At 74.5% G+C, this 20,862-nt stretch carries 16 protein-coding genes; 12 read left to right on the top strand and 4 right to left on the bottom strand.

What is annotated here, in order from left to right:
* Positions 1-194 precede the first annotated feature (194 nt).
* The 11 genes from AC07FV_RS01665 to AC07FV_RS01615 all read left to right on the top strand — a co-directional run bounded on the left by AC07FV_RS01665 (position 195) and on the right by AC07FV_RS01615 (position 16,450).
* Positions 195-1,289 carry a mechanosensitive ion channel family protein gene (locus tag AC07FV_RS01665; RefSeq protein ID WP_479083886.1) on the top strand — a complete coding sequence of 365 codons (1,095 nt, stop codon included), beginning with the start codon at positions 195-197 and terminating at the stop codon, positions 1,287-1,289.
* Between the two features lie 162 nt (positions 1,290-1,451).
* On the top strand, positions 1,452-2,711 hold the full coding sequence (locus AC07FV_RS01660; RefSeq protein ID WP_479083885.1) for an ROK family transcriptional regulator: 1,260 nt from the start codon (positions 1,452-1,454) through the stop codon (positions 2,709-2,711).
* 4 nt (positions 2,712-2,715) lie between these two features.
* Positions 2,716-3,981: a 6-phospho-beta-glucosidase gene (locus tag AC07FV_RS01655; protein ID WP_479083883.1), complete on the top strand. Its 1,266-nt coding sequence runs from the start codon at positions 2,716-2,718 to the stop codon at positions 3,979-3,981.
* Positions 3,972-4,943 carry an N-acetylglucosamine kinase gene (locus tag AC07FV_RS01650; RefSeq protein WP_479083881.1) on the top strand — a complete coding sequence of 324 codons (972 nt, stop codon included), beginning with the start codon at positions 3,972-3,974 and terminating at the stop codon, positions 4,941-4,943. Before AC07FV_RS01655 ends, AC07FV_RS01650 begins: the two co-directional genes overlap by 10 nt.
* 207 nt (positions 4,944-5,150) lie before the next feature.
* Positions 5,151-6,581, top strand: coding sequence for a hypothetical protein (locus AC07FV_RS01645; RefSeq protein ID WP_479083880.1), 1,431 nt, complete (start codon positions 5,151-5,153; stop codon positions 6,579-6,581).
* Between the two features lie 58 nt (positions 6,582-6,639).
* On the top strand, positions 6,640-7,716 hold the full coding sequence (locus tag AC07FV_RS01640; RefSeq protein ID WP_479083878.1) for a glutamate ABC transporter substrate-binding protein: 1,077 nt from the start codon (positions 6,640-6,642) through the stop codon (positions 7,714-7,716).
* Between the two features lie 58 nt (positions 7,717-7,774).
* A complete protein-coding gene (locus tag AC07FV_RS01635) occupies positions 7,775-9,103 on the top strand; it encodes a coiled-coil domain-containing protein (RefSeq protein WP_479083876.1) in 1,329 nt (442 codons plus the stop codon).
* A 22-nt stretch (positions 9,104-9,125) separates the two neighbouring features.
* Positions 9,126-11,864: a serine/threonine-protein kinase gene (locus AC07FV_RS01630; protein WP_479083874.1), complete on the top strand. Its 2,739-nt coding sequence runs from the start codon at positions 9,126-9,128 to the stop codon at positions 11,862-11,864.
* 3 nt (positions 11,865-11,867) lie between these two features.
* Entirely contained in the window at positions 11,868-13,250 is a 1,383-nt protein-coding gene (locus AC07FV_RS01625; RefSeq protein WP_479083872.1) for a PP2C family protein-serine/threonine phosphatase, read from the top strand.
* A gap of 157 nt (positions 13,251-13,407) precedes the next feature.
* On the top strand, positions 13,408-14,778 hold the full coding sequence (locus AC07FV_RS01620; protein ID WP_479083870.1) for a vWA domain-containing protein: 1,371 nt from the start codon (positions 13,408-13,410) through the stop codon (positions 14,776-14,778).
* Between the two features lie 76 nt (positions 14,779-14,854).
* Positions 14,855-16,450 (top strand): FHA domain-containing protein, encoded by a 1,596-nt coding sequence (locus tag AC07FV_RS01615; RefSeq protein ID WP_479083869.1) that lies wholly within the window; start codon positions 14,855-14,857, stop codon positions 16,448-16,450.
* Positions 16,451-16,460: 10 nt separating this feature from the next.
* On the opposite strand, the gene AC07FV_RS01610 is transcribed toward AC07FV_RS01615, so the two are convergent.
* On the bottom strand, positions 16,461-17,435 hold the full coding sequence (locus tag AC07FV_RS01610) for a methyltransferase domain-containing protein (protein ID WP_479083868.1): 975 nt from the start codon (positions 17,433-17,435) through the stop codon (positions 16,461-16,463).
* 78 nt (positions 17,436-17,513) lie between these two features.
* On the opposite strand from AC07FV_RS01610, the gene AC07FV_RS01605 reads away from it, so the two are divergent.
* Positions 17,514-17,927, top strand: coding sequence for a globin (locus AC07FV_RS01605; protein WP_479083867.1), 414 nt, complete (start codon positions 17,514-17,516; stop codon positions 17,925-17,927).
* 62 nt (positions 17,928-17,989) lie between these two features.
* Here the strand turns inward: AC07FV_RS01605 and AC07FV_RS01600 are convergent, their stop codons facing one another.
* Genes AC07FV_RS01600 through ettA form a run of 3 tightly spaced genes read right to left on the bottom strand, consistent with a single transcriptional unit; the run spans position 17,990 to position 20,752 of the window.
* Positions 17,990-18,676, bottom strand: coding sequence for a DUF8185 domain-containing protein (locus tag AC07FV_RS01600; RefSeq protein WP_479083866.1), 687 nt, complete (start codon positions 18,674-18,676; stop codon positions 17,990-17,992).
* A complete protein-coding gene (locus tag AC07FV_RS01595; RefSeq protein WP_383640824.1) occupies positions 18,673-19,083 on the bottom strand; it encodes an acyl-CoA thioesterase in 411 nt (136 codons plus the stop codon). Before AC07FV_RS01595 ends, AC07FV_RS01600 begins: the two co-directional genes overlap by 4 nt.
* A gap of 4 nt (positions 19,084-19,087) precedes the next feature.
* On the bottom strand, positions 19,088-20,752 hold the full coding sequence (gene ettA, locus AC07FV_RS01590; RefSeq protein WP_391968038.1) for an energy-dependent translational throttle protein EttA: 1,665 nt from the start codon (positions 20,750-20,752) through the stop codon (positions 19,088-19,090).
* Positions 20,753-20,862 lie beyond the last annotated feature (110 nt).

The following is a 20,862-nucleotide window of genomic DNA, read 5'->3' as shown; positions in this document are numbered from 1 at the left end:
TGTTTTCGACCACACCTCATGCATCCCCCGGAGCCTGACCAGTTCAAGCGCGCGTGAGCGCCGTCTCTCCCGACCGTTTCGGGACGGTCCGTGCCCGGTGCCCCGTTAGTGTGGTCCATCTGCCCGTCCGGTGACCTTTCCGTGACCTCGACCGGACCTCGGAGGACGGGCCGCCGCATCTGGAGGTGCCCACCGTGTCCCTGTCCGCCGCCGTCCTGTCGGCCGCCGGCTCGTCGCCGTCGCCCTCTCCGTCCCCGACGGCCCCGTCGGTGCCCTCCCTCCGGGACGCCCACGAGAGCGCGACGAACGCCGCCGGGTGGGTCGAGGAGAACTGGTCGACGTGGCTCGCGATCGGCCTGCGGGTGCTGCTGATCGTGGTGACAGCCGCGGTGCTCAGGGCGGTGGTCCGGCGGGCGATCACCAAGCTGATAGACCGCATGAACCGCACGGCCGGCACGATGGACGGCACCGCGCTGGGCGGCCTGCTGGTCAACGCCGAGCGGCGCCGCCAGCGCTCGCAGGCCATCGGCTCGGTCCTGCGCTCCATGGCCAGCTTCGTCATCCTCGGCACCGCCGCCCTGATGGTCCTCGGCACCTTCCAGATCAACCTGGCCCCGCTGCTGGCGTCCGCCGGTGTGGCCGGCGTCGCGATCGGCTTCGGCGCCCGCAACCTGGTCACCGACTTCCTGTCCGGCGTCTTCATGATCCTGGAGGACCAGTACGGCGTCGGCGACAGCATCGACGCGGGTGTGGCCGCCGGCGAGGTCGTCGAGGTCGGACTGCGGGTGACCAAGCTGCGCGGCGACAACGGGGAGATCTGGTACGTCCGCAACGGCGAGGTCAAGCGGATCGGCAACCTCTCCCAGGGCTGGTCCACGGCCGGCGTCGACGTGACGGTCCGCTCCGACGAGGACCTGGACAAGGTGAAGGAGTCCCTCTCCGCGGTCGGCGAGCGGATGGGCAAGGAGGAGCCCTGGAACGAGATGCTCTGGGGCCCGATCGAGGTGCTGGGCCTGGACTCCGTACTGCTCGACTCGATGGTGGTGCGGGTCTCCGCGAAGACCATGCCCGGCAAGTCCCTCACCGTCGAGCGCGAGCTGCGCTGGCGCATCAAGCGGGCCTTCGACGCGGCCGACATCCGGATCGTCGGCGGCCCCGAACTGCCGGTCCAGGCGACCGAGGCGGCCGACCCGACCGCGGGCGTGGCGGCACCCTCGGCGTACGCGAGCACCGTGTCGCCGCAGTCCGTCGCGGCGTCCCCGATCACCCCGCCGAGCACCACCAAGTAGCGGCACGGCACGCGCTCCCCGCCCCCGGTCCGACGTCCTCGTCGGACCGGGGGCGGTCTCTTGACGTGTCCTCCCGGGCGGCCTACGTTCCCAGCCGACAGGAAAGTTTCCTGACAGTCGCCGTCACCGGAAGCCGACCGGCAGAGAGGCAGGTGGTCACGCATGGCGGGAACCGCCGGCACGCCGGGCACCCCACGCGTCCTGCGCGCCATGAACGACCGGGCCGCGCTCGACCTCCTGCTGGAGCACGGCCCCCTGTCCCGTGCCCGGATCGGCAGGCTCACCGGCCTGTCGAAGCCGACCGCCTCCCAGCTGCTGGCCCGCCTGGAGGCGGCCGGGCTGGTCCTGGCCCGCGGCACGACGAAGGGGCGCCCCGGCCCCGGCGCCCAGCTCTACGAGGTCGATCCGGCCGCCGCCCACGCCGCCGGACTCGACGTCACCCGGGACCGCGTCCTCGCCGCGGTCGCCGACCTCACCGGGCGCACGGTCGGCCGGTACGAGCTGCCCACCCCCGGCCGGCGCGCCGCCGGTCCGGTCGTCCGGCAGGTCACGGACGCCCTGGACGGCGCGGTGAAGGCGGCCGGGCTCGTCCGCGGCGACGTGCACCACCTGGTCATCGGCACCCCGGGCGCCTTCGACCCGGGCACCGGCCGGCTGCGCTACGCCGCGCACCTGCCCGGCTGGCACTCCCCCACCCTCCTCGACGAGCTGGCCGCCGCCCTGCCCATGCCGGTCGAGTACGAGAACGACGTGAACCTCGCCGCGGTGGCCGAGCAGCGGCTCGGCGCCGCCCGGGGCCACGAGGACTTCGTCCTGCTGTGGAACCAGGAGGGCCTCGGCGCCGCCCTGGTCCTCGGCGGCCGCCTGCACCGCGGCTGGACCGGCGGCGCCGGCGAGGTCGGGTTCCTGCCGGTGCCGGGCGCCCCGCTGGTCCGCAAGGTCAGCCGCACCGGCAGCGGCGGCTTCCAGGAGCTGGCCGGGGCGCAGGCCGTCCCCCGGCTGGCCCGCGAGCTGGGCATCGACCCGGTGCCGCCCGGCCCGTACCCCGAGGCGACGGCCGCGCTGCTCGCCACGGCCGCCGCCCACCCCGGCGACGCACGGCACCACCGCCTGCTCCGGACCTACGCCACCCGCCTCGCCACCGGTCTCGCCTCCCTCGTCTCCGTCCTCGACCCCGAGCTGGTGGTCCTCAGCGGCACGGCCCTCACCGCCGGCGGCGAGCCGCTGCGCGCCCTGGTCCAGGACGAGCTGGCGGAACTGGCCGCGCCCCGGCCACGCCTGGTCGTCGGTGACGTGACCGACGACCCCGTACTGCGCGGCGCGCTCGTCAGCGCGCTCGCGACCACCCGCGACGAGGTCTTCGACACCTCGCGCCCACCCCGGCGCTCCGCGCCACCGTCCCTGCCCGGAAAGGATCGATGACTGCATGAAGCTCACCGTGGTCGGCGGCGGTTCGACCTACACGCCCGAACTGATCGACGGGTTCGCCCGGTTGCGGGACACGCTGCCCGTGGAGGAGCTGGTCCTCGTCGATCCGGCCGCGGACCGGCTGGAGCTGGTGGGCGGTCTCGCCCGCCGCATCTTCTCCCGGCAGGGGCACGACGGCCGCGTCGTCACCACCTCGGACCTGGACGCGGCCGTGGACGGCGCCGACGCGGTCCTGCTCCAGCTGCGCGTCGGCGGTCAGGCCGCCCGGCAGCAGGACGAGACCTGGCCCCTGGAGTGCGGCTGCGTCGGCCAGGAGACGACCGGCGCCGGCGGCCTCGCCAAGGCGCTGCGCACCGTGCCGGTGGTGCTGGACATCGCCGAGCGGGTCCGGCGGGCCAACCCGGACGCGTGGATCATCGACTTCACCAACCCGGTCGGCATCGTGACCCGCGCCCTGCTGCGGGCCGGGCACCGGGCGGTCGGCCTGTGCAACGTGGCGATCGGCCTCCAGCGCAAGTTCGCGGCGCTGCTCGGGGTGGCGCCCGCCGACGTCCACCTCGACCACGTCGGCCTCAACCACCTCACCTGGGAGACCGCCGTCCGGCTCGGCGGCCCCGACGGCCAGGACGTCCTGCCCCGGCTGCTGGCGGAACACGGGGACACCGTCGCCGCCGACCTGCGCCTGCCCCGCCCGCTCCTGGACCGCCTCGGCGTCGTCCCCTCCTACTACCTGCGCTACTACTACGCGCACGACGAGGTCGTGGACGAACTGCGCACCAAGCCGTCCCGGGCCGCCGAGGTGGCCGGGATGGAACGGCGGCTGCTGGAGATGTACGGCGACCCGGCCCTGGACGAGAAGCCCGCCCTGCTGGCCGAGCGGGGCGGGGCCTACTACTCGGAGGCGGCCGTCGACCTGGCCGCCGCCCTGCTCGGCGGCGCCGGCTCCCCGTACCAGGTGGTGAACACCCTCAACCGGGGCACGCTGCCCTTCCTCCCCGACGACGCGGTGATCGAGGTGCCGGCTGCGGTGGGCGCCGAGGGCGCGGTCCCGCTGCCGGTGGCGGCCGTGGACCCGCTGTACGCGGGGCTGACGGCGAGCGTGACGGCGTACGAGGACCTGGCCCTGGACGCGGCCCTGCGCGGCGGCCGGGACCGGGTGTTCCGGGCACTGCTCGCCCACCCCCTCGTGGGGCAGTACGGGTACGCCGAGCGGCTCACCGACCGGCTGATCGCGCACAACCGGGAGCACCTGGCGTGGGCCTGACCGCGAGCGTCCTCGCCGTCGACGCGGGGAACAGCAAGACCGACGTGGCCGTGGTGACGGCCGGCGGGGAGGTCCTCGCCACGGCCCGCGGCGGCCCCTTCCGGCCGCCCGCCGTGGGGGTCGAGCGGGCCGTGGACGACCTCGGGGAGGCGGTGGCGCGGGTCTTCGCCGCGGCCGGCGTCACCTCCGTCGACCAGGTGTCGGCGTGCCTGGCCAACGCGGACCTGCCCGTGGAGGAGCAGGAGTTGGCCGCCGCGCTGGGCGCGCGCGGGTGGGGCGCGGACGTGGACGTGCGCAACGACACGTTCGCGGTCCTGCGTGCCGGTGTCGACGAGCCGCGCGGCGTCGCGGTCGTGTGCGGGGCCGGCGTCAACTGCGTCGGCATGCGCCCCGACGGCCGCACCGCCCGCTTCCCGGCCGTCGGGCGGCTGTCCGGCGACTGGGGCGGCGGCTGGGGGCTTGCCGAGGAGGCGCTGTGGCACGCGGCGCGGGCGGAGGACGGACGCGGCGGGCCCACGGAGCTGGCCCGGACCCTGCCCGCGCACTTCGGGCTCGGCTCGATGTACGCCCTCATCGAGGCCCTGCACCTGCGGCGCGTCGCACCCGTCCGGCGGCACGAGCTGACCCCCGTGCTGTTCGCCACGGCGGCCGACGGCGACCCGCTCGCCCGGGGGATCGTCGACCGGCAGGCCGACGAGGTGGTGGCCATGGCCGCGGTCGCGCTGACCCGGCTCGGCCTGCTGGCCGAGGAGACGCCGGTCGTGCTCGGCGGCAGCGTCCTGGCGGCACGCCACCCGCAACTCGACGGCCGGGTACGGGAGCTGCTGGCGGCCCGCGCCCCGAAGGCCGTCCCGCGGGTGGTGACGGCGCGACCCGTCCTGGGCGCGGCCCTGCTGGGCCTGGACCGCCTGGGGGCCGCCCCCGGGGCCCGGGCGCGACTGCGGGCGCACTTCGACGCCTGAGCGGGCCCGGACCCCGGGGACGGCCCGCGCCCCGTGGAACCGAACCGCTTCCGGCGGCGTATTCATGGGCAGGGGTGGTGCGTTGCTCCGGGATCGGAGCAAGATCGTGCGAAGGCCGGTGCGAATGTCGTCGTGGGCAGCGATACTTGCGGCGACGGAAGACCACGGGGGAGGTCGGCAGTGACTCGACCGCAGAGGGGCGGCGCAGTGCCACCGCCCGGCACCGGCGCGCCCACGCCGCCCGCCGCGCCCCCGCTGTCCCGGCCGCTTCCGGAGCAGCGCTCGGGCGGCAGCGCCCCCGCCGTCCCCCCGCCTCCGGTGCCCCGGCGCACCGCCTTCGCCGAGGGCGTGGACCGGTTGCGCGCGGCGGCCGTGACCGAGCCCGGGCGGCTGCGGATCATCGGCGCGCTGCTCGCCGCGCTCGTCGTCGCCTTCGGCGCCGTCACCGCCTGGCAGATGAGCGAGCGGTCCGCCGCCGCCGACGACGTGCTCCACCGCAGCCAGCCGCTGAGTTCGGCCGCGGCCGGCGTCTACCGCTCACTCGCCGAGGCCAACACCGCCGCGTCCAGCGGCTTCCTCGCCGGCGGCCAGGAGACCGAGGCCGCCCGCGACGAGTACGAGAGCGCGGTCCGGGCGGCCGCGGAGGGGCTCGTGAAGGCCGCCGCGGACTCCGAGGCCGACTCCCCCGCCGAGGCGACCATCACCGAACTCAACCGCCTCCTGCCCGAGTACAAGGGCCTGGTCGAGCGGGCCCGCACCTACAACCGGCAGGGCTTCCCGGTCGGCGGCGCCTACCTGCGCTACGCCAACGAGAAGATGCAGCAGCAGATGCTCCCCGCGGCGGAGGACCTCTACACGAGTGAGAACCGGCGGCTCGGTGCCGACTACGCCGACGCGAAGCCCTACCCCTGGGCCGCGATCGCCCTCGGTGTCCTCGCCCTCGCGGCCCTGGGCTGGGCGCAGCGCCGGCACTACCGGCGCACCCACCGCGTCCTGAACCACGGCCTGGTCGCCGCCACGGCCGCCTCCGTGGTCGTCCTGCTCTGGCTGGTCGCCGGCCACAGCGTCGCCCGGGCCGGCCTGACCGACTCCCAGGAGCACGGGGTGCGCTCCCTGAACGCGCTGAACGGGGCCCGTATCGCCTCCCTGAAGGCCCGGGGCAACGAGAACCTCACCCTGGTGGCGCGCGGCGCGGAGACGAGGAAGGTCGGCGACCGGACGTACGACGCCTACGACCTCGACTTCGAGAAGAACATGAAGACCCTCGGCGAGGGCCTGGCCGAGGCGCGGCGGCTCGCCGACGACCAGGCGGGCGAGCAGCCGGTCGACCGGGCGAACGGCAACATGGCCGAGTGGAAGAAGCGGCACGCCTCGGCCCGTGAGCAGGACGAGAACGGCAACTACCAGCAGGCGCTGGACCTCGTGATCGGCGGCAAGGGCGCCACGGCCGAGTGCTTCGACGGCGTGGACGACTCGCTCGACACGGCGCTCGGGCACGAGGAGGCCGAGTTCGAGCGGGCGGCGGGCGACGGTCTGGACGCGATGCGGCCCCTGCCGGCCATGGCCGGCGTCCTCGCCGGGGTGGGCGTGGCCGGTGCGCTCCTCGGCATCGGCCGCAGGCTGTCGGAGTACCGGTGAAGCGGCGCTCGGGCCCGCGGGCCAGGGGGCGAGGATGCCCGTGAAAGGGGGCGTGAGGATGCGCGCACAACGGCTCCGTACGGGGCTGAAGGGCTGGGGCGGGGTGGGGGCGATGGCCTTCGCCTGCACCCTCGCGGTGCTGTTCGCCCTCCTCCTGCCGGTGCTCCGCTCGCACGACACGGGCGGGCAGACCGGCACGGGCGGGGCAACCGGTGCGGACGGCCACGGCGGCACCCGGGGCGGTCAGGCGCGCGGTCAGGCGCGCGCCGCGCAGGAGTGCGCGGACCCCGAGAAGCAGACCCTGGCACCCTCCGACGCCGACGGCCCCACCATCGACGCGATCCGGAACCGGCAGGGCGAGAAGCGCAAACTGATCGTCGGCGTCGACCAGAACAGCTACCGCTGGGGCTACCGCGACCCGAACAGCGGCGGCGACGCCGAGCTGGAGGGCTTCGACATCGACCTGGCGCACCGCATAGCGCAGGACGTCCTCGGCGACCCGGACGCCGTGCAGTTCAAGGCGATCCCCACCAACCAGCGCGAGCCCGCCATCGAGAACGGCCGGGTCGACATGGTGGTCCGCACCATGACCATCAACTGCGCGCGCCTGGAGAAGGTCGCCTTCTCGGCCCCGTACTTCCGGACCGGACAGCAGCTCCTGGCCCCCAAGTCCTCACCGATCACCGGCTACGACGGCACGCTCGCCGGCAAGAGGATCTGCACGGCGGCCGGTTCCACCGCGCTCAGCACCCTGGAGCAGGACCGGGAGGACGGCAGGCTGGCCGCCGACACCGACCTGGGCACCACCGTCCCCAACCAACTCGACTGCCTGGTCAGGCTCCAGCTCGGCGAGGTCGACGCGGTGGTCACCGACGGCGCGCTCGCCGCCAGCCAGGCCGCGCAGGACCCGACGGTCCAGCTCAAGGGCGACGCCTTCACCACGGAGTACTACGGCGTGGCGATGAAGAAGGACGCCGACGATCTGGTACGCCGGGTCAACCACGTCCTGCGGGAGTGGCGCGCGGACCGGGCCGGGGGCTGGCGGGACTCGTACGAGGCGTGGCTGAGACCGACGATGGGGGACGACCCGGCGAAGTCGGAGCCGCCGGCCCCGGAGTATCTGCGCACGAGCTGACCGCCCGTCGCAGCGCAGGGAAGAGCACGCACAAGTCCGCGACAGCGAGGGGTGATCGATGGGCGACACGGATCCCACCGGGCCGGTGATGGACCGGGACGAGGTGGACCGTGCGCTGGCGCGGCTCGGCGCGGAGCACGAGGCGATCGAGACCTCGCTCCTCGCCCTCCAGGACCACGCGGGCCGCAGACTCCTCGAAGGCGCTTCCCTGACCGGGGTGACCGCCGAGCGCTGGGCCACCGCCGAGGCGTCGATCACGCTCCTGTGGAACTGCTTCGACGCGTACACGGGTGCATTGCGCACCGCCCGGGAGATCCGCTCCCGGCGCCGCTGGTCGAGCCGCGAGGACCTGGCGGAGCTGACCGAGCTGCTGCGCGGCGAGGCCGTCACGATGGCCGGGGGCGCCGCCGCGGGCGCGCCCGCGGCGCACGGCGGTCCGGGCCGGCTGAGCGAGCGGTACTCGCTGGCGGCGCTGGTGGACCGGATGAACCAGCTGTACGCAGGCTCCCTGGACATGGTGGTCGCCGCCGACGCGGTGTGGTCGGCGCTGCCCGCGCGGATCGACCTCCTCGCGGCGGAGCTGCGGCGCACCCGCGAACTCGCGCACTCCGTGGGCGTCCGCCCCGGCGAGCACCCGGCCGGCGACGACCTGGAGCGGATCACCCGCACCCTGACGCGACTGCGCGAGCAGGTGATCTCCGACCCGCTGGCCCACTGGACGCCGGCCGAGGGCAGTTCGGCGCCCGGGGGCGGCCGCCCGGACACCACGGTCTACGACCGTCAGGCGCGTGCCCTGGAGGACGTGCGCCGCGAGATCGACGCCGTGCTGGCCGTGCGCCAGGACGCCGAGCAGCGGATCGTGCGACTGCGGGACCTGCTCTCCCGGGCGGACCGCACGCTCGCCGAGGCCCGTACCGCGCGCGGCGAGGTGCTGGCGAAGATCGCCGCGACGGAGGTGCCGGTCGTCAGCGGGCCGCCGACCGTGTTGCAGGAGCAGCTCGCGGCGGCCGCCGAGTACCGCCGGCACGCCCAGTGGCACCGCCTGTCCCCGCTCCTGGAGTCCCTGGAGGAGAAGGCGGAGGACGAACTGCTGCGCGCCCGGGAGTCGCTGACGGCGGTCACCGCTCCGCTCGCGGTCCGCGCGGAGCTGCGCGGCCGGCTCGACGCGTACAAGGCGAAGGTGGCCCGGCTCGGTTTCGCCGAGGACCCCGAGCTGGCGGAGAAGTACGAGAAGGCCCGCCGCATGCTGTGGAGCGCGCCCTGCGACCTGCGCGTCGCCGGGCAGGCCGTGCTGCGCTACCAGCACGCGGCGGCCGAACTGCTCGGCTCCGCCCCGCGCGTGCCCGGTCAGGGCGGGCCGGTGGACCGGACGGGGCCCGGCGCATGAGCGGCGACGGGGAGGGGACGGCATGAGCGAGGCGGAGCAGACGTGTCAGCGTCCCGGCTGCGGCGGGGCCTACGAGGACGTGGGCGGCGGCGAGCTGTACTGCGACACGTGCGGTCTGGCGCCCGTCGTCGCCCCCGACGGCATGGTGGGCTCCCCGCCGACGGGCGTCACCGGGGGCGGCGGACGCGGCTCGCGCGGTTCGGCGGGCAGCGGCAGCGCGCGTTCGAGCGGCCGCAGCGCCCGTACGTCCTCGCAGTCGTCGCGGTCCCGGCGGTCGGTCTCGGGGCGGCTCTCGCGCGCGGTGTCGGGCCGGTCCACGGGCCGCTCGGTGTCGGTGCGCAGTTCGGGTTCGGGTGCCGGTTCCGCCACGCGCGGGCGCCTCGGCGCCGGCCTGGTCGAGGTCCCGCTGATCCCGCGGCCCGACCCGCGCGCGATGGTCCTGGACAGGGCCGAGGTGCCCGAACGCAAGCGGTTCTGCTCGCGTTCGGACTGCGGGGCGCCGGTCGGACGGGCGCGCGGGGAGCGGCCGGGGCGCACGGAGGGCTTCTGCACCAAGTGCGGCCACCCGTACTCGTTCGTGCCCAAGCTGAAGGCCGGGGACGTGGTGCACGGCCAGTACGAGGTGGTGGGCTGCCTCGCGCACGGCGGGCTCGGCTGGGTCTACCTCGCCGTCGACCGGGCGGTCTCGGACCGGTGGGTGGTCCTCAAGGGCCTGCTGGACACCGGCGACCAGGACGCGATGGCGGCGGCCATCTCCGAGCGGCGGTTCCTCGCGGAGATCGAGCACGCCAACATCGTGCGGATCTACAACTTCGTCGAGCACCTCGACCAGCGGACGGGTTCGCTGGACGGCTACATCGTCATGGAGTACGTCGGCGGCAAGTCGCTGAAGGAGATCGCCAACGGCCGGCGCACCCCGGAGGGTCGGCGCGATCCGCTGCCGGTGGAGCAGGCCTGCGCGTACGGCATCGAGGCGCTGGAGGCGCTCGGCCACCTGCACAGCCGCAACCTGCTCTACTGCGACTTCAAGGTCGACAACGCCATCCAGACCGAGGACCAGCTCAAGCTGATCGACATGGGCGCGGTGCGCCGGATGGACGACGAGGAGTCGGCCATCTACGGCACGGTCGGCTACCAGTCGCCCGAGGTCGCCGACGTCGGCCCCTCGGTGGCGTCCGACCTGTACACCGTCGGCCGCACCCTCGCCGTGCTGACGTTCGACTTCCAGGGCTACACCACGGTCTACGCCGACTCGCTGCCGGATCCGGACACCATCGACGTCTTCCGGCGGTACGAGTCGTTCTACCGGCTGCTGGTGCGGGCCACCGACCCCGACCCGGCCCGCCGGTTCGCCTCGGCCGAGGAGATGGCCGAGCAGTTGACGGGTGTGCTGCGCGAGGTGATCTCGCTCCAGACGGGGCGGGCCCGGCCCGCCGTGTCGACGCTGTTCGGGCCGGAAGTCAGGGTGACGGACACGGAGTTGTTCCCGCGGCTGGACGGGGAGGTGTCACGGCTGGGGGCGCGGACCGTGGGCCGGGGGCGGCGCGGTGCCGGTACGGCGGTGCCGCCCCCGGCCGGCGGCCCCGCGCTGCCGGCCGGGACGAGCGCCGCGGTCGGCGCGCCCGGGGGCACGGGCCCGGGCGTCGGGCAGGCCGGCGGGGCGGGCATGGCGGTCGGACAGGCGGGAGGGGCGGGCACGGGCGTCGGACACGGCGGCGGACACGGCGGCGGACCGGGCACGGGCGTCGGACACGGCGGCGGACCGGGCGCGGGCTTCGGACACGGCGGCGGTGGTTCCGGCGTCGAGGCGGGCGGCCTGGTCAAGCCTGCCGACGCGCCGACCGCCGCCCTCGCGCTGCCGGTGCCCCGGGTCGACGCCGGCGACCCCAACGCGGGTTTCCTGGCGGGCCTCATGGCGTCGGCGCCGGGCGAGCTGCTGACCGCGCTGGCCGCCGCGCCGGCACCGTCGGCCGAGACCCGGCTGCGGCAGATCCGCGGCCGGCTGGAGACCGGCGACGCGCCCGGCGCGGTGGCCGACCTGGAGTCGCTGGAGGACGAACGGCCCGACGACTGGCGGGTGGTCTGGTACCGGGGCCTGGCCGGGCTGGTGACCGGCGACCACGAGGGCGCCGCACTGGCCTTCGACGCGATCTACGACGCCTTCCCGGGCGAGATCGCGCCCAAGCTGGCGCTCGGCCTGTGCGCGGAGGTCCTGGGGCAGCTCGACAACGCCGCCGAGTACTACCACCTGGTGTGGGCCTCCGACCCGAGCCATGTGAGCGCCGCGTTCGGGCTGGCCCGGGTCCAGCTCGCCGGCGGCGACCGGGCCCGTGCCGTACGGACGCTGGAGTCGGTGCCGGAGTCGTCCGTGCACTGCACCGCGGCGCGGATGGCGGCGGTGCGGGCACGGCTGCGGCGGCGCGTCGCGAACGCGGGCGACACGGCGTTCCTGGACGACCTGGTCGCGGCCGCGCGGCAGGTGGAGGCGCTGGACGTGTACGGTCTGGATCCGGCACGGCGCGAGCAGTTGTCGGCCGAGGTCCTCGGTTGCGCGCTGGACTGGGTACTCTCCGGAGGTCAGGGTTCCGTCCCTCCCGCCGCCGGAGGACGGACGCTGCTCGGCAGCGGCCTGGACGAACGCGGTCTGCGTTTCGGCCTGGAGCGTTCGTACCGCACGCTGGCTCGGCTGGCGCGGGGCGGCGAGGAGAGGATCGACCTGGTGGAACGTGCCAATCGTTACCGCCCCCGGACGTGGGTGTAGTTGATGTCGCAGATGCCCCAGCAGGCCGCTGTGTCGAAGTGCCCGAGCTGCGAGGAACCCCTCGAGTCGGGTGACCGTTTCTGCGGTGCGTGCGGATACGACCTGTCCGCCGTGCCCGCGCGGCCCGACGAGAGCCCGACGATCGCCCTGAACGGCTCGGTGCCCGCGCCGTCGTGGGCGCCGGACGGCGTGGACTGGCCGACGGCCCGGGACTCGGACGGCTCCGGCCGGCCCGCCCCGGTGCACGCGGCGGCCGAGGTGCCGGGGACCGACTCGGGCGGCTCCCCGCTGCCGCCCCCGCCACCGGTGCCGCCGGCCGTGCCCGCGGCGCGGTTCGATCTCCCCGACCGGCCCGACCGGCCGCGGGAGCCCGACGAGTACCCGTTGCAGGCGCCCGACCCGAGGTCGGCGTCCGAGCCGGCCCCTTCCGCTCCGGTCCCCGCCGGGTCCGTCGCCGGCCGGGCCGTGGCCGTGAAGGTCTGCGTGGCCTGCCGCGCGGGCCGGGTCGACGACGACGGCTACTGCGAGAACTGCGGCCACGCGCAGCCACGCGAACGCGACCACATGGAGCAGGAGTCGGGCCCCGTCGCCGCGGTGAGCGACCGCGGACTGCGCCACCACCGCAACGAGGACGCGTTCTCCGTCGGCTGCACCGCGCTGCCCGACGGCGCGCCCGCGTCCGTGGCGATCGTCTGCGACGGCGTGTCCTCCGCGACCCGCCCCGACGACGCCTCGCTCGCCGCCTCCCGGGCGGCCGGCGCGTCGCTGCTCGCCGCCCTGCCGCGCGGCACGCACCCGCAGCAGGCCATGCACGACGCGATCGTCGCCGCCTCGCACGCCGTCAACGCGCTGGCCGACGAGCCCGCCACGGCCCGCGAGCAGGCCCCGCACCAGAACGCGCCCGCCTGCACCCTGGTCGGCGCCGTGGTGACCGCGGGTCTCCTGGTCGTCGGCTGGGTCGGCGACAGCCGCGTCTACTGGGTGCCGGTCGACCGGAGCACCCCGCCCGCCCGGCTCACCGAGGACGACTCGTGGGCCGCGCAGATGGTCGCCGCCGGCCTGATGAGCGAGGCCGAGGCCTACGCCGACGAGCGGGCCCACGCGATCACCGGCTGGCTCGGCGCCGACGCCTACGAACTGGAGCCGCACACCGCGTCCTTCAAGCCGGACCGCCCCGGTGTCGTCGTGGTCTGCACGGACGGCCTGTGGAACTACGCGGAGTCCGCCGAGGAGATGGCCGAGGCCGTCCCCCTCGACGCCGCCGCGCGACCGCTGCACGGCGCCCGCGTCCTGGTGGGCCACGCCCTGGACGGCGGGGGCCACGACAACGTAACAGTGGCGCTCGTGCCGTTCCCCGCCCCGCCGCAGGGGGCAGGATCGGCCTGAGGCCTTGCGTGGCGCCGCGGCGCCGTCGTGGCCGGGCGCGGCCCCGGTTGGGCCCGGGGACGGCGCGCGGGGGTGGCCTCGCGGACCGCAGGGGGCGGTCCGTGCCGGCAGCCAGACACCCACCACCGTGGGGACGTAGAGGGGGATGCGAACCGGCATGGCCAAATTCTCGAAGTCGAATGTGCCGCAGTTCTCGGTGGACGTCTACCAGAACGAGTACCTGCCCGACGGCGGCCGCGAGGTCAACGCCATCGTGACGGTCACCGCGACCGGCGGCGGCACCATCGGGAGCGCGGTCGCCGCGCCCCACCTCTACTCGCCGGGCCAGGGCCCGTCCGCGGCCGTCGCCGTCATGGTCGACTGCTCGGGCTCGATGGACTACCCGCCCACCAAGATGCGCAACGCCCGCGACGCCACGTCCGCGGCGATCGACACCCTGCGCGACGGAGTGCACTTCGCGGTGGTCGGCGGCACGCACGTCGCCAAGGAGGTCTACCCGGGCGGCGGGCGCCTCGCGGTCGCCGACGCCACCACCCGGGAGCAGGCCAAGCGTGCCCTGCGCGGCCTGAACGCGGGCGGCGGCACCGCCATCGGCACATGGCTGCGGCTGGCCGACCGGCTGCTGTCCACCGCGGACGTCGCCATCCGGCACGGCATCCTGCTCACCGACGGCCGCAACGAGCACGAGTCGCCGGAGGACCTCAGGGCCGCGCTGGACGCGTGCGCCGGACGCTTCACCTGTGACGCCCGGGGCGTGGGCACGGACTGGGAAGTGAAAGAAGTCACAGGCATCGCCTCCGCCCTGCTCGGCACCGCCGACATCGTCGCCGACCCCGCCGGTCTCGCCGCCGACTTCACGCGGGTGATGGAGACGGCCATGGGCAAGGAGGTCGCGGACGTCGCCCTGCGCCTGTGGACCCCGGTCGGCACCACCGTGAGGTTCGTCAAGCAGGTCGCCCCCACGGTCGAGGAACTCACCGGCCGCCGCACCGAGGCGGGGCCGCGCGCCGGTGACTACCCCACCGGTTCCTGGGGCGACGAGTCCCGGGACTACCACGTGTGCGTGGAGGTTCCGGCGGCCGGTATCGGCCAGGAGATGCTGGCCGCGCGGGTCTCCCTGGTCGTCCCGGAGCCCGCGGGCGAGGCGCCGGGCGCGGGGGGCGGTGCCCGCAACCTCGGCGCGCAGGGTCTCGTACGGGCCGTGTGGACCGACGACATGGCCGCCTCCACGTCGATCAACCCGCAGGTGGCCCACTACACCGGGCAGGCCGAACTGGCCCAGGTCATCCAGCAGGGTCTTGACCTACGCAAAGCGGGAGACATCGACGGAGCAACGGCCAAACTGGGCCGCGCGGTTCAGCTCGCCGGGGCCTCCGGAAACGCGGATACTGCGAAACTGCTTGCGAAGGTGGTGGACGTGGTCGACGCGGCGGCAGGTACTGTGCGACTGAAAGCGAAGGTCGAGGAGGCCGACGAGATGACTCTCGAGACCCGGTCGACGAAGACCGTCCGCGTGAAGAAGCACTGAACCGACCGCACGACGCAGTCCCGCAGCACCGCAGGACAACACAGCGACAAGCTCCGCAAGAGGGGGAAGCTCCGACATGCCGACCTGCCCGAACGGACACCAGTCGGGTTCCGACGACTGGTGCGAGGTCTGCGGTCACCGCATGGCCGGTGCCGTGCCTCCCCCTCCCCCGCCTCCGCCCCCGGGCGGCGGCTACGGCTTCCCGCCGCCCGCCGGTCCGGCCGGCCAGGGCGGCGGCCCCGGAGGCCCCGGCGCCGAGCCTCAGCTGTGCCCGCAGTGCCGCACGCCGCGTGAGGGCGGGGCGCCGTTCTGCGAGGAGTGCCGGTGGAACTTCCTCACCAACACCGCCACCTCGTACACCCCGGCCGCCCCGCGCCCGCCGTCGCCCGGCCCCGGCCCGCGCTTCCCGCAGCCGCCGTCGGGTCCGTCGGGTCCGTCGTACGGCGGTGACGCGTACGACTACCAGGGCTCCCGCCCGTCCCAGATGAACCGCCCCGCCGAGCCGATCCCGCCGGGCCCGCCCTTCGGCGGCGCTCCGTCGGGTCCGGGAGGCCCGGGCGGTCCCGGTGCTCCGGGCGGACCCGGTGCCCCGGGCGGTCCCGGTGCCCCGGGCGGTCCCGGTGCCCCGGGCGGTCCTGGTGGACCCGCGGGCCCTGGTGGCCCCGGTGGTGGTCCCGGTGGCCCCTTCAACCCCCATGCTCCCGGCGGACCCGGCGGACCTGCCGGCCCGGGTGGTCCCGGCGGCTTCGACGGGTCTCGCGGCCCGGGTGGCTTCGGTGGCCCCGGCGGCGGTCCTGGCGGGCCCACGGGCCCCGGTGGGCCCGGCTTCCCGAACGGGCCCGGTGGACCCGGTGGTCACGGCGGTCCGAACGGGCCCTCCGGGCCGCCCGCGCCGCCGCCCTTCGGTGGCGACCCCTCGCGCCCGGCCCCGCCGCCCGGCCCCGGTGGGCGGGACGGCGCCCCGCAGGCCTACCAGCAGTCCGGCCCGCCGGCCCCGCCCGCGTTCCCGCAGGAGACCAACCGGCCGCAGCAGGGCGGCCCGTCCTTCGGCGGCGGTGACGACGACTGGGTGCTCTCCCCGCCGTCATCGGGTCCCGCGGGTCCCGGTGGCCCGAACGGCCCGGGTCCGGCCCAGGGCGGGGGCTACGGCTTCCCGCAGCCCGGCGCCACCCAGGCTCCGCCGCCCCCGCCGGGCGGAGGCTACGGCTTCCCCCACCAGTCCCAGCAGCCTCACCAGCCCCAGCAGCCCCAGCGCCCCCAGGGCCCCGCGACCTGGACGGCGACCATCGGCCCGGACCGCGACTACTTCATGGCGATGATGCAGCGGTCCGGCCCCGAGGCCGCGGGTCTCAACCTGCCCGCGTACTCGCCCGAACAGCAGCGCACCCTCGCCGGCAACCAGATCACCATCGGCCGGCGCCGGCACTCCACCGGCGACACCCCGGACATCGATCTCGCGGTGCCGCCGGAGGACCCGGGCGTCTCGCACCAGCACGCGGTGCTGGTGCAGCAGCCGGACGGCAACTGGGCGGTCGTCGACCAGAACTCGACCAACGGCACGACGGTCAACGGCGGCGAGGAGCCGATCCAGCCCTTCGTGCCGGTGCCGCTCCAGGACGGCGACCGGGTGCACGTCGGCGCCTGGACGACGATCACGATCCGCCGGGGCTAGAGCACGTCCGTCAGGCGAAGGGCCAGGCGTACGGGCCCTGAGGGTCGTCCAGCCAGGCCCAGGCCCGTTCGCCGCGGACGGTGATGCCGAAGCGCTCCCGGCGCGGGGCGTCCTCGCGGTCCCACAGGGCGTACGCCTCCTGCGGGTCGAGGCCGCCCCGGCTCAGCTCCAGCAGGAAGCGGAACAGGTCGTTCTCCCGGGCCCGGCGCGGCACCCCGCCGAGGCCGGGCGCCTCGGGCTCGTTCCGCTCCGCGCCGCGCAGCGGAACGAAGTACGCGGGCGTGCGCAGGAAGCGCCCCTCGGCGTGCCCGGCGTCGTGGACCGTGAGGACGACCAGGCCCGTGGCGAGCGGGGCCAGGATGCGGCCGCCGGGACGGCACTGGGCCAGCCAGGCGCGCGGCACCGAGGGCAGCGTGCAGGTGGCGAGGATCCGGTCGTAGGGCGCGCGCTCGGGCACTCCGCGGGCGCCGTCGCCCGTGACGACGGCCGGGTGGTGGCCCACCGCGGCCAGGTGCCGGCGCGCGGACTCGGTGATCTCGGGTTCCAGGTCGACGGTGGTGACCAGGTCGTCGTCGCCGAGCCGGTGGGCGAGCAGGGCGGCGTTGTAGCCGGTGCCGGCGCCGATCTCCAGGACCCGGTCGCCGTCGCGTACGCCCAGTTCCACCAGCATCAGGGCCATCAGCGAGGGCTGGCTGCTGGAGGAGAGCAGTTCGCCGTCGCGCAGCCGGGTCGCCAGCGGTGCGTCGGCGTACGCCCCGAGCACCCAGCGCTCGCGGGCGCCCGGGTCGGGGTCCTCGCCCCACCGGCGTTCGTGACCGCCCCGGACGCCGACGTAGTAGTACGGCACGAAGAGGTGGCGCGGGACCGTCGCGAAGGCCTCCCGCCACACCGGGTCGGCCGTCCAGGCGCCGCTCAGCTCGATCTCCCGCACCAGCTCCGCCCGCGCGGAGGCGGCGAGGCCGTCCAGGTCCGGGTGCCCGCCCATGCCTCCACAGTAAGGCGGGCGGGGAGCGGGCGAGGAGTGGTCCTAAGCCCGAAGTCCTATGTCCGCCCGTCTGAGACCATGGACGACGTGAATGAGATTCGGCGCGGCACGCTTCAGGAGCAGACCTTCTACGAGCAGGTCGGCGGGGAGGAGACCTTCCGCCGGCTCGTCCACCGTTTCTACCAGGGGGTGGCGGAGGACCCGATCCTGCGGCCCATGTACCCGGAGGAGGACCTGGGCCCGGCCGAGGAGCGTTTCGCGCTCTTCCTGATGCAGTACTGGGGCGGCCCGACGACGTACAGCGACAACCGCGGCCATCCGCGGCTGCGGATGCGCCACGCCCCCTTCGCCGTCGACCGGGCGGCGCACGACGCCTGGCTGAAGCACATGCGGGTCGCCGTGGACGAGCTGGGGCTCTCCGATGAGCACGAGCAGACGCTGTGGAAGTACCTGACGTACGCGGCGGCCTCGATGGTCAACACCGCCGGCTGACCCCTCGCCCGACGCAGACGCCGACGTCGATGTCGGAAGCCGGTCGTCCGGCGTCGGCGGGGTCAGCGCACGCTGATGCCGAGGGCCCCGGTCCCGGCCCGGCGCAGGGCGACGGAACCGTAGGGCGTGCGCAGCCGCAGCCACGTGCCCGAGGCGAGGAGTTTCGGCGCGTCCTCGCCGGAGGGGGCGCCGGGAGGGCCGAGGAAGCCCAGGGACTGGGCGGCGTGCACGGCCCGTACCGGCAGCCCGGTGTCCCCGACCGTCCGGGACCATATCTCCCGCCCGATCCGGTCCAGCTCGGCCCGGGTGCGGCCCTCGGGCGCCAGCTCGCCCGTACGGGAGCGGAACTCCGCCACCGCCGCGGCGACCAGCGCGCGCAGGGCGTCCGGGGCGGGCAGGCCCGGCTCGGGGCGCCAGCCGCCGCGCGGAGGCAGCAGACCGGCCCACGGCGGCCCGGTCACCGCACCGGGCACACCCGCGGTGGCCGCCTTCTCGTCCACCGCCTCCAGCAGCTCACCGGCGGAGACGGTGACGTCCAGCGTGACGTCGAGTCCGTCCTCGTACGGCTTGGCCAGCCGTACCGCGCGTACGGCCAGCACCTCGAAGGAGGGCGGCCGGCCGAAGACGGCGAGGGCGGTGCCGGCCGCCTGGAGGCGCACCGCCGCCGCGCGGTCGTAGCGGAGCAGGCGGGAGAGGAAGGCCGCGAGATCCGCGGCCTCCCCCTCGTCGGCCAGGTGGAGCACCGTCATGCGGCGACGGCCTCCTCCTTGTCGTCCGTGTACTCGCCGAGGAACTCCCGTTCCTCCGCGGTGATCCGGCGCGGACGCTGGGTCTCGAAGTCGAACGGCACGATCACCGTCGAGGCGCGGACGTAGACCTCGTCGCCGTCCTTGACCTCGTAGGTGAGGGTGAAGGACGCGGCCCTTATCTCCGTGACCCACAGCTCGACGTCGACCGGGCGGTGCCGGTGCACGAGCTGCCGTTTGTAGTCGATCTCGTGGCGCGCCACCACCGACCCCTGCTTGAACTCCTTGTCCGGACGGAACAGGAAGTCGATACGGGCCTCCTCCAGGTAGCGGAGGAAGACCACGTTGTTGACGTGGCCGTACGCGTCCATGTCCGCCCAGCGCAGCGGGCAGCGGTAGATGTGGCGCAAGAGATCAGCCCCGGGTCAGCTTCTTGTAGGTGGCGCGGTGCGGACGCGCGGCGTCGGCACCCAGCCGCTCGATCTTGTTCTTCTCGTACGACTCGAAGTTGCCCTCGAACCAGAACCACTTGGACTCGCCCTCGTAGGCGAGGATGTGGGTGGCGACGCGGTCCAGGAACCACCGGTCGTGGGAGACGACCACGGCGCACCCGGGGAACTCCAGCAGCGCGTTCTCCAGGCTGGAGAGGGTCTCGACGTCGAGGTCGTTGGTCGGCTCGTCGAGGAGGAGCAGGTTGCCGCCCTGCTTGAGGGTGAGCGCGAGGTTCAGGCGGTTGCGCTCACCGCCGGAGAGGACCCCGGCCGGCTTCTGCTGGTCCGGACCCTTGAACCCGAAGGCGGACACGTAGGCGCGGCTCGGCATCTCGACCTGGCCGACGTTGATGTAGTCCAGCTCGTCGGAGACGACGGCCCACAGCGTCTTCTTGGGGTCGATGTTCTCGCGGCTCTGGTCGACGTAGGAGATCTTGACCGTGTCGCCGACCTTGATGGAACCGGAGTCCGGCTCCTCGAAGCCCTGGATCATCTTGAAGAGGGTGGTCTTGCCGGCGCCGTTGGGGCCGATGACGCCCACGATGCCGTTGCGCGGCAGCGTGAAGGACAGGTCGTCGATCAGGACCTTGTCGCCGAAGGCCTTGGTGAGGTTGTTGATCTCGACGACGACGCTGCCCAGCCGCGGGCCCGGCGGGATCTGGATCTCCTCGAAGTCCAGCTTCCGCATCTTGTCGGCCTCGGCGGCCATCTCCTCGTAGCGGGCGAGGCGCGCCTTGGACTTGGCCTGCCGGCCCTTGGCGTTGGAGCGGACCCACTCCAGCTCGTCCTTGAGGCGCTTCTGCCGCTTGGCGTCCTTCGCGCCCTCGACCTTGAGGCGGGTGGCCTTGGTCTCCAGGTACTTGGAGTAGTTGCCCTCGTAGCCGTGCAGCCGGCCGCGGTCGACCTCGCAGATCCACCCGGCGACGTTGTCCAGGAAGTACCGGTCGTGGGTCACGGCCACGACGGTGCCCTCGTACTTGGCGAGGTGCTGCTCCAGCCAGTTCACCGACTCGGCGTCGAGGTGGTTGGTGGGCTCGTCGAGCAGCAGCAGGTCGGGCGCCTCCAGCAGCAGCTTGCACAGCGCGACCCGGCGCTTCTCACCACCGGAGAGGTTCACCACGGGCCAGTCGCCGGGCGGGCAGCCCAGCGCGTCCATGGCCTGCTCCAGCTGGGCGTCGAGGTCCCAGGCGTTGGCGTGGTCCAGCTCCTCCTGGAGCTTGCCCATCTCCTCCAGCAGCGCGTCCGAGTAGTCGGTCGCCATCTGCTCGGCGATCTCGTTGAACCGGTCGAGCTTGCCCTTGATCTCGGCGACACCCTCCTGGACGTTCTCCAGGACGGTCTTCTCCTCGTTGAGAGGGGGCTCCTGCAGCAGGATGCCGACCGTGTAGCCCGGCGACAGGAACGCGTCACCGTTCGACGGCTGCTCCAGCCCTGCCATGATCTTCAGCACCGTGGACTTACCGGCACCGTTCGGCCCGACGACACCGATCTTCGCGCCGGGCAGGAAGTTCAGGGTGACGTCGTCGAGGATCACCTTGTCGCCGTGCGCTTTGCGCGCCTTGCGCATGGTGTAAATGAACTCAGCCAAGAGAAACCGTCCGGCAGCTTGAATCAGGCAGTGGGCAGATACACCCCATCTTGCCGCACCGCCACCCCTGGGAGAAAACGCGTTCCGGGCGGGGGCGCTGACCTGCGGGT

The organism is Streptomyces sp. NPDC045956 (assembly GCF_056430705.1).
The sequence above is the reverse complement of the archived record's forward strand: the minus strand, read 5'-3'. Positions and strand labels throughout refer to the sequence as shown.

Excerpts from the sequence above, each read along its gene's own strand:
- AC07FV_RS01660 (WP_479083885.1), top strand. The coding sequence starts at position 1,452 with ATGGCGGGAACCGCCGGCACGCCGGGCACCCCACGCGTCCTGCGCGCC.
- AC07FV_RS01655 (WP_479083883.1), top strand. The coding sequence starts at position 2,716 with ATGAAGCTCACCGTGGTCGGCGGCGGTTCGACCTACACGCCCGAACTG.
- AC07FV_RS01640 (WP_479083878.1), top strand. The coding sequence starts at position 6,640 with ATGCGCGCACAACGGCTCCGTACGGGGCTGAAGGGCTGGGGCGGGGTG.
- AC07FV_RS01635 (WP_479083876.1), top strand. The coding sequence starts at position 7,775 with ATGGGCGACACGGATCCCACCGGGCCGGTGATGGACCGGGACGAGGTG.
- AC07FV_RS01630 (WP_479083874.1), top strand. The coding sequence starts at position 9,126 with ATGAGCGAGGCGGAGCAGACGTGTCAGCGTCCCGGCTGCGGCGGGGCC.
- AC07FV_RS01625 (WP_479083872.1), top strand. The coding sequence starts at position 11,868 with ATGTCGCAGATGCCCCAGCAGGCCGCTGTGTCGAAGTGCCCGAGCTGC.
- AC07FV_RS01620 (WP_479083870.1), top strand. The coding sequence starts at position 13,408 with ATGGCCAAATTCTCGAAGTCGAATGTGCCGCAGTTCTCGGTGGACGTC.
- AC07FV_RS01615 (WP_479083869.1), top strand. The coding sequence starts at position 14,855 with ATGCCGACCTGCCCGAACGGACACCAGTCGGGTTCCGACGACTGGTGC.
- AC07FV_RS01610 (WP_479083868.1), bottom strand. The coding sequence starts at position 17,435 with ATGGGCGGGCACCCGGACCTGGACGGCCTCGCCGCCTCCGCGCGGGCG.
- AC07FV_RS01605 (WP_479083867.1), top strand. The coding sequence starts at position 17,514 with ATGGACGACGTGAATGAGATTCGGCGCGGCACGCTTCAGGAGCAGACC.
- AC07FV_RS01600 (WP_479083866.1), bottom strand. The coding sequence starts at position 18,676 with ATGACGGTGCTCCACCTGGCCGACGAGGGGGAGGCCGCGGATCTCGCG.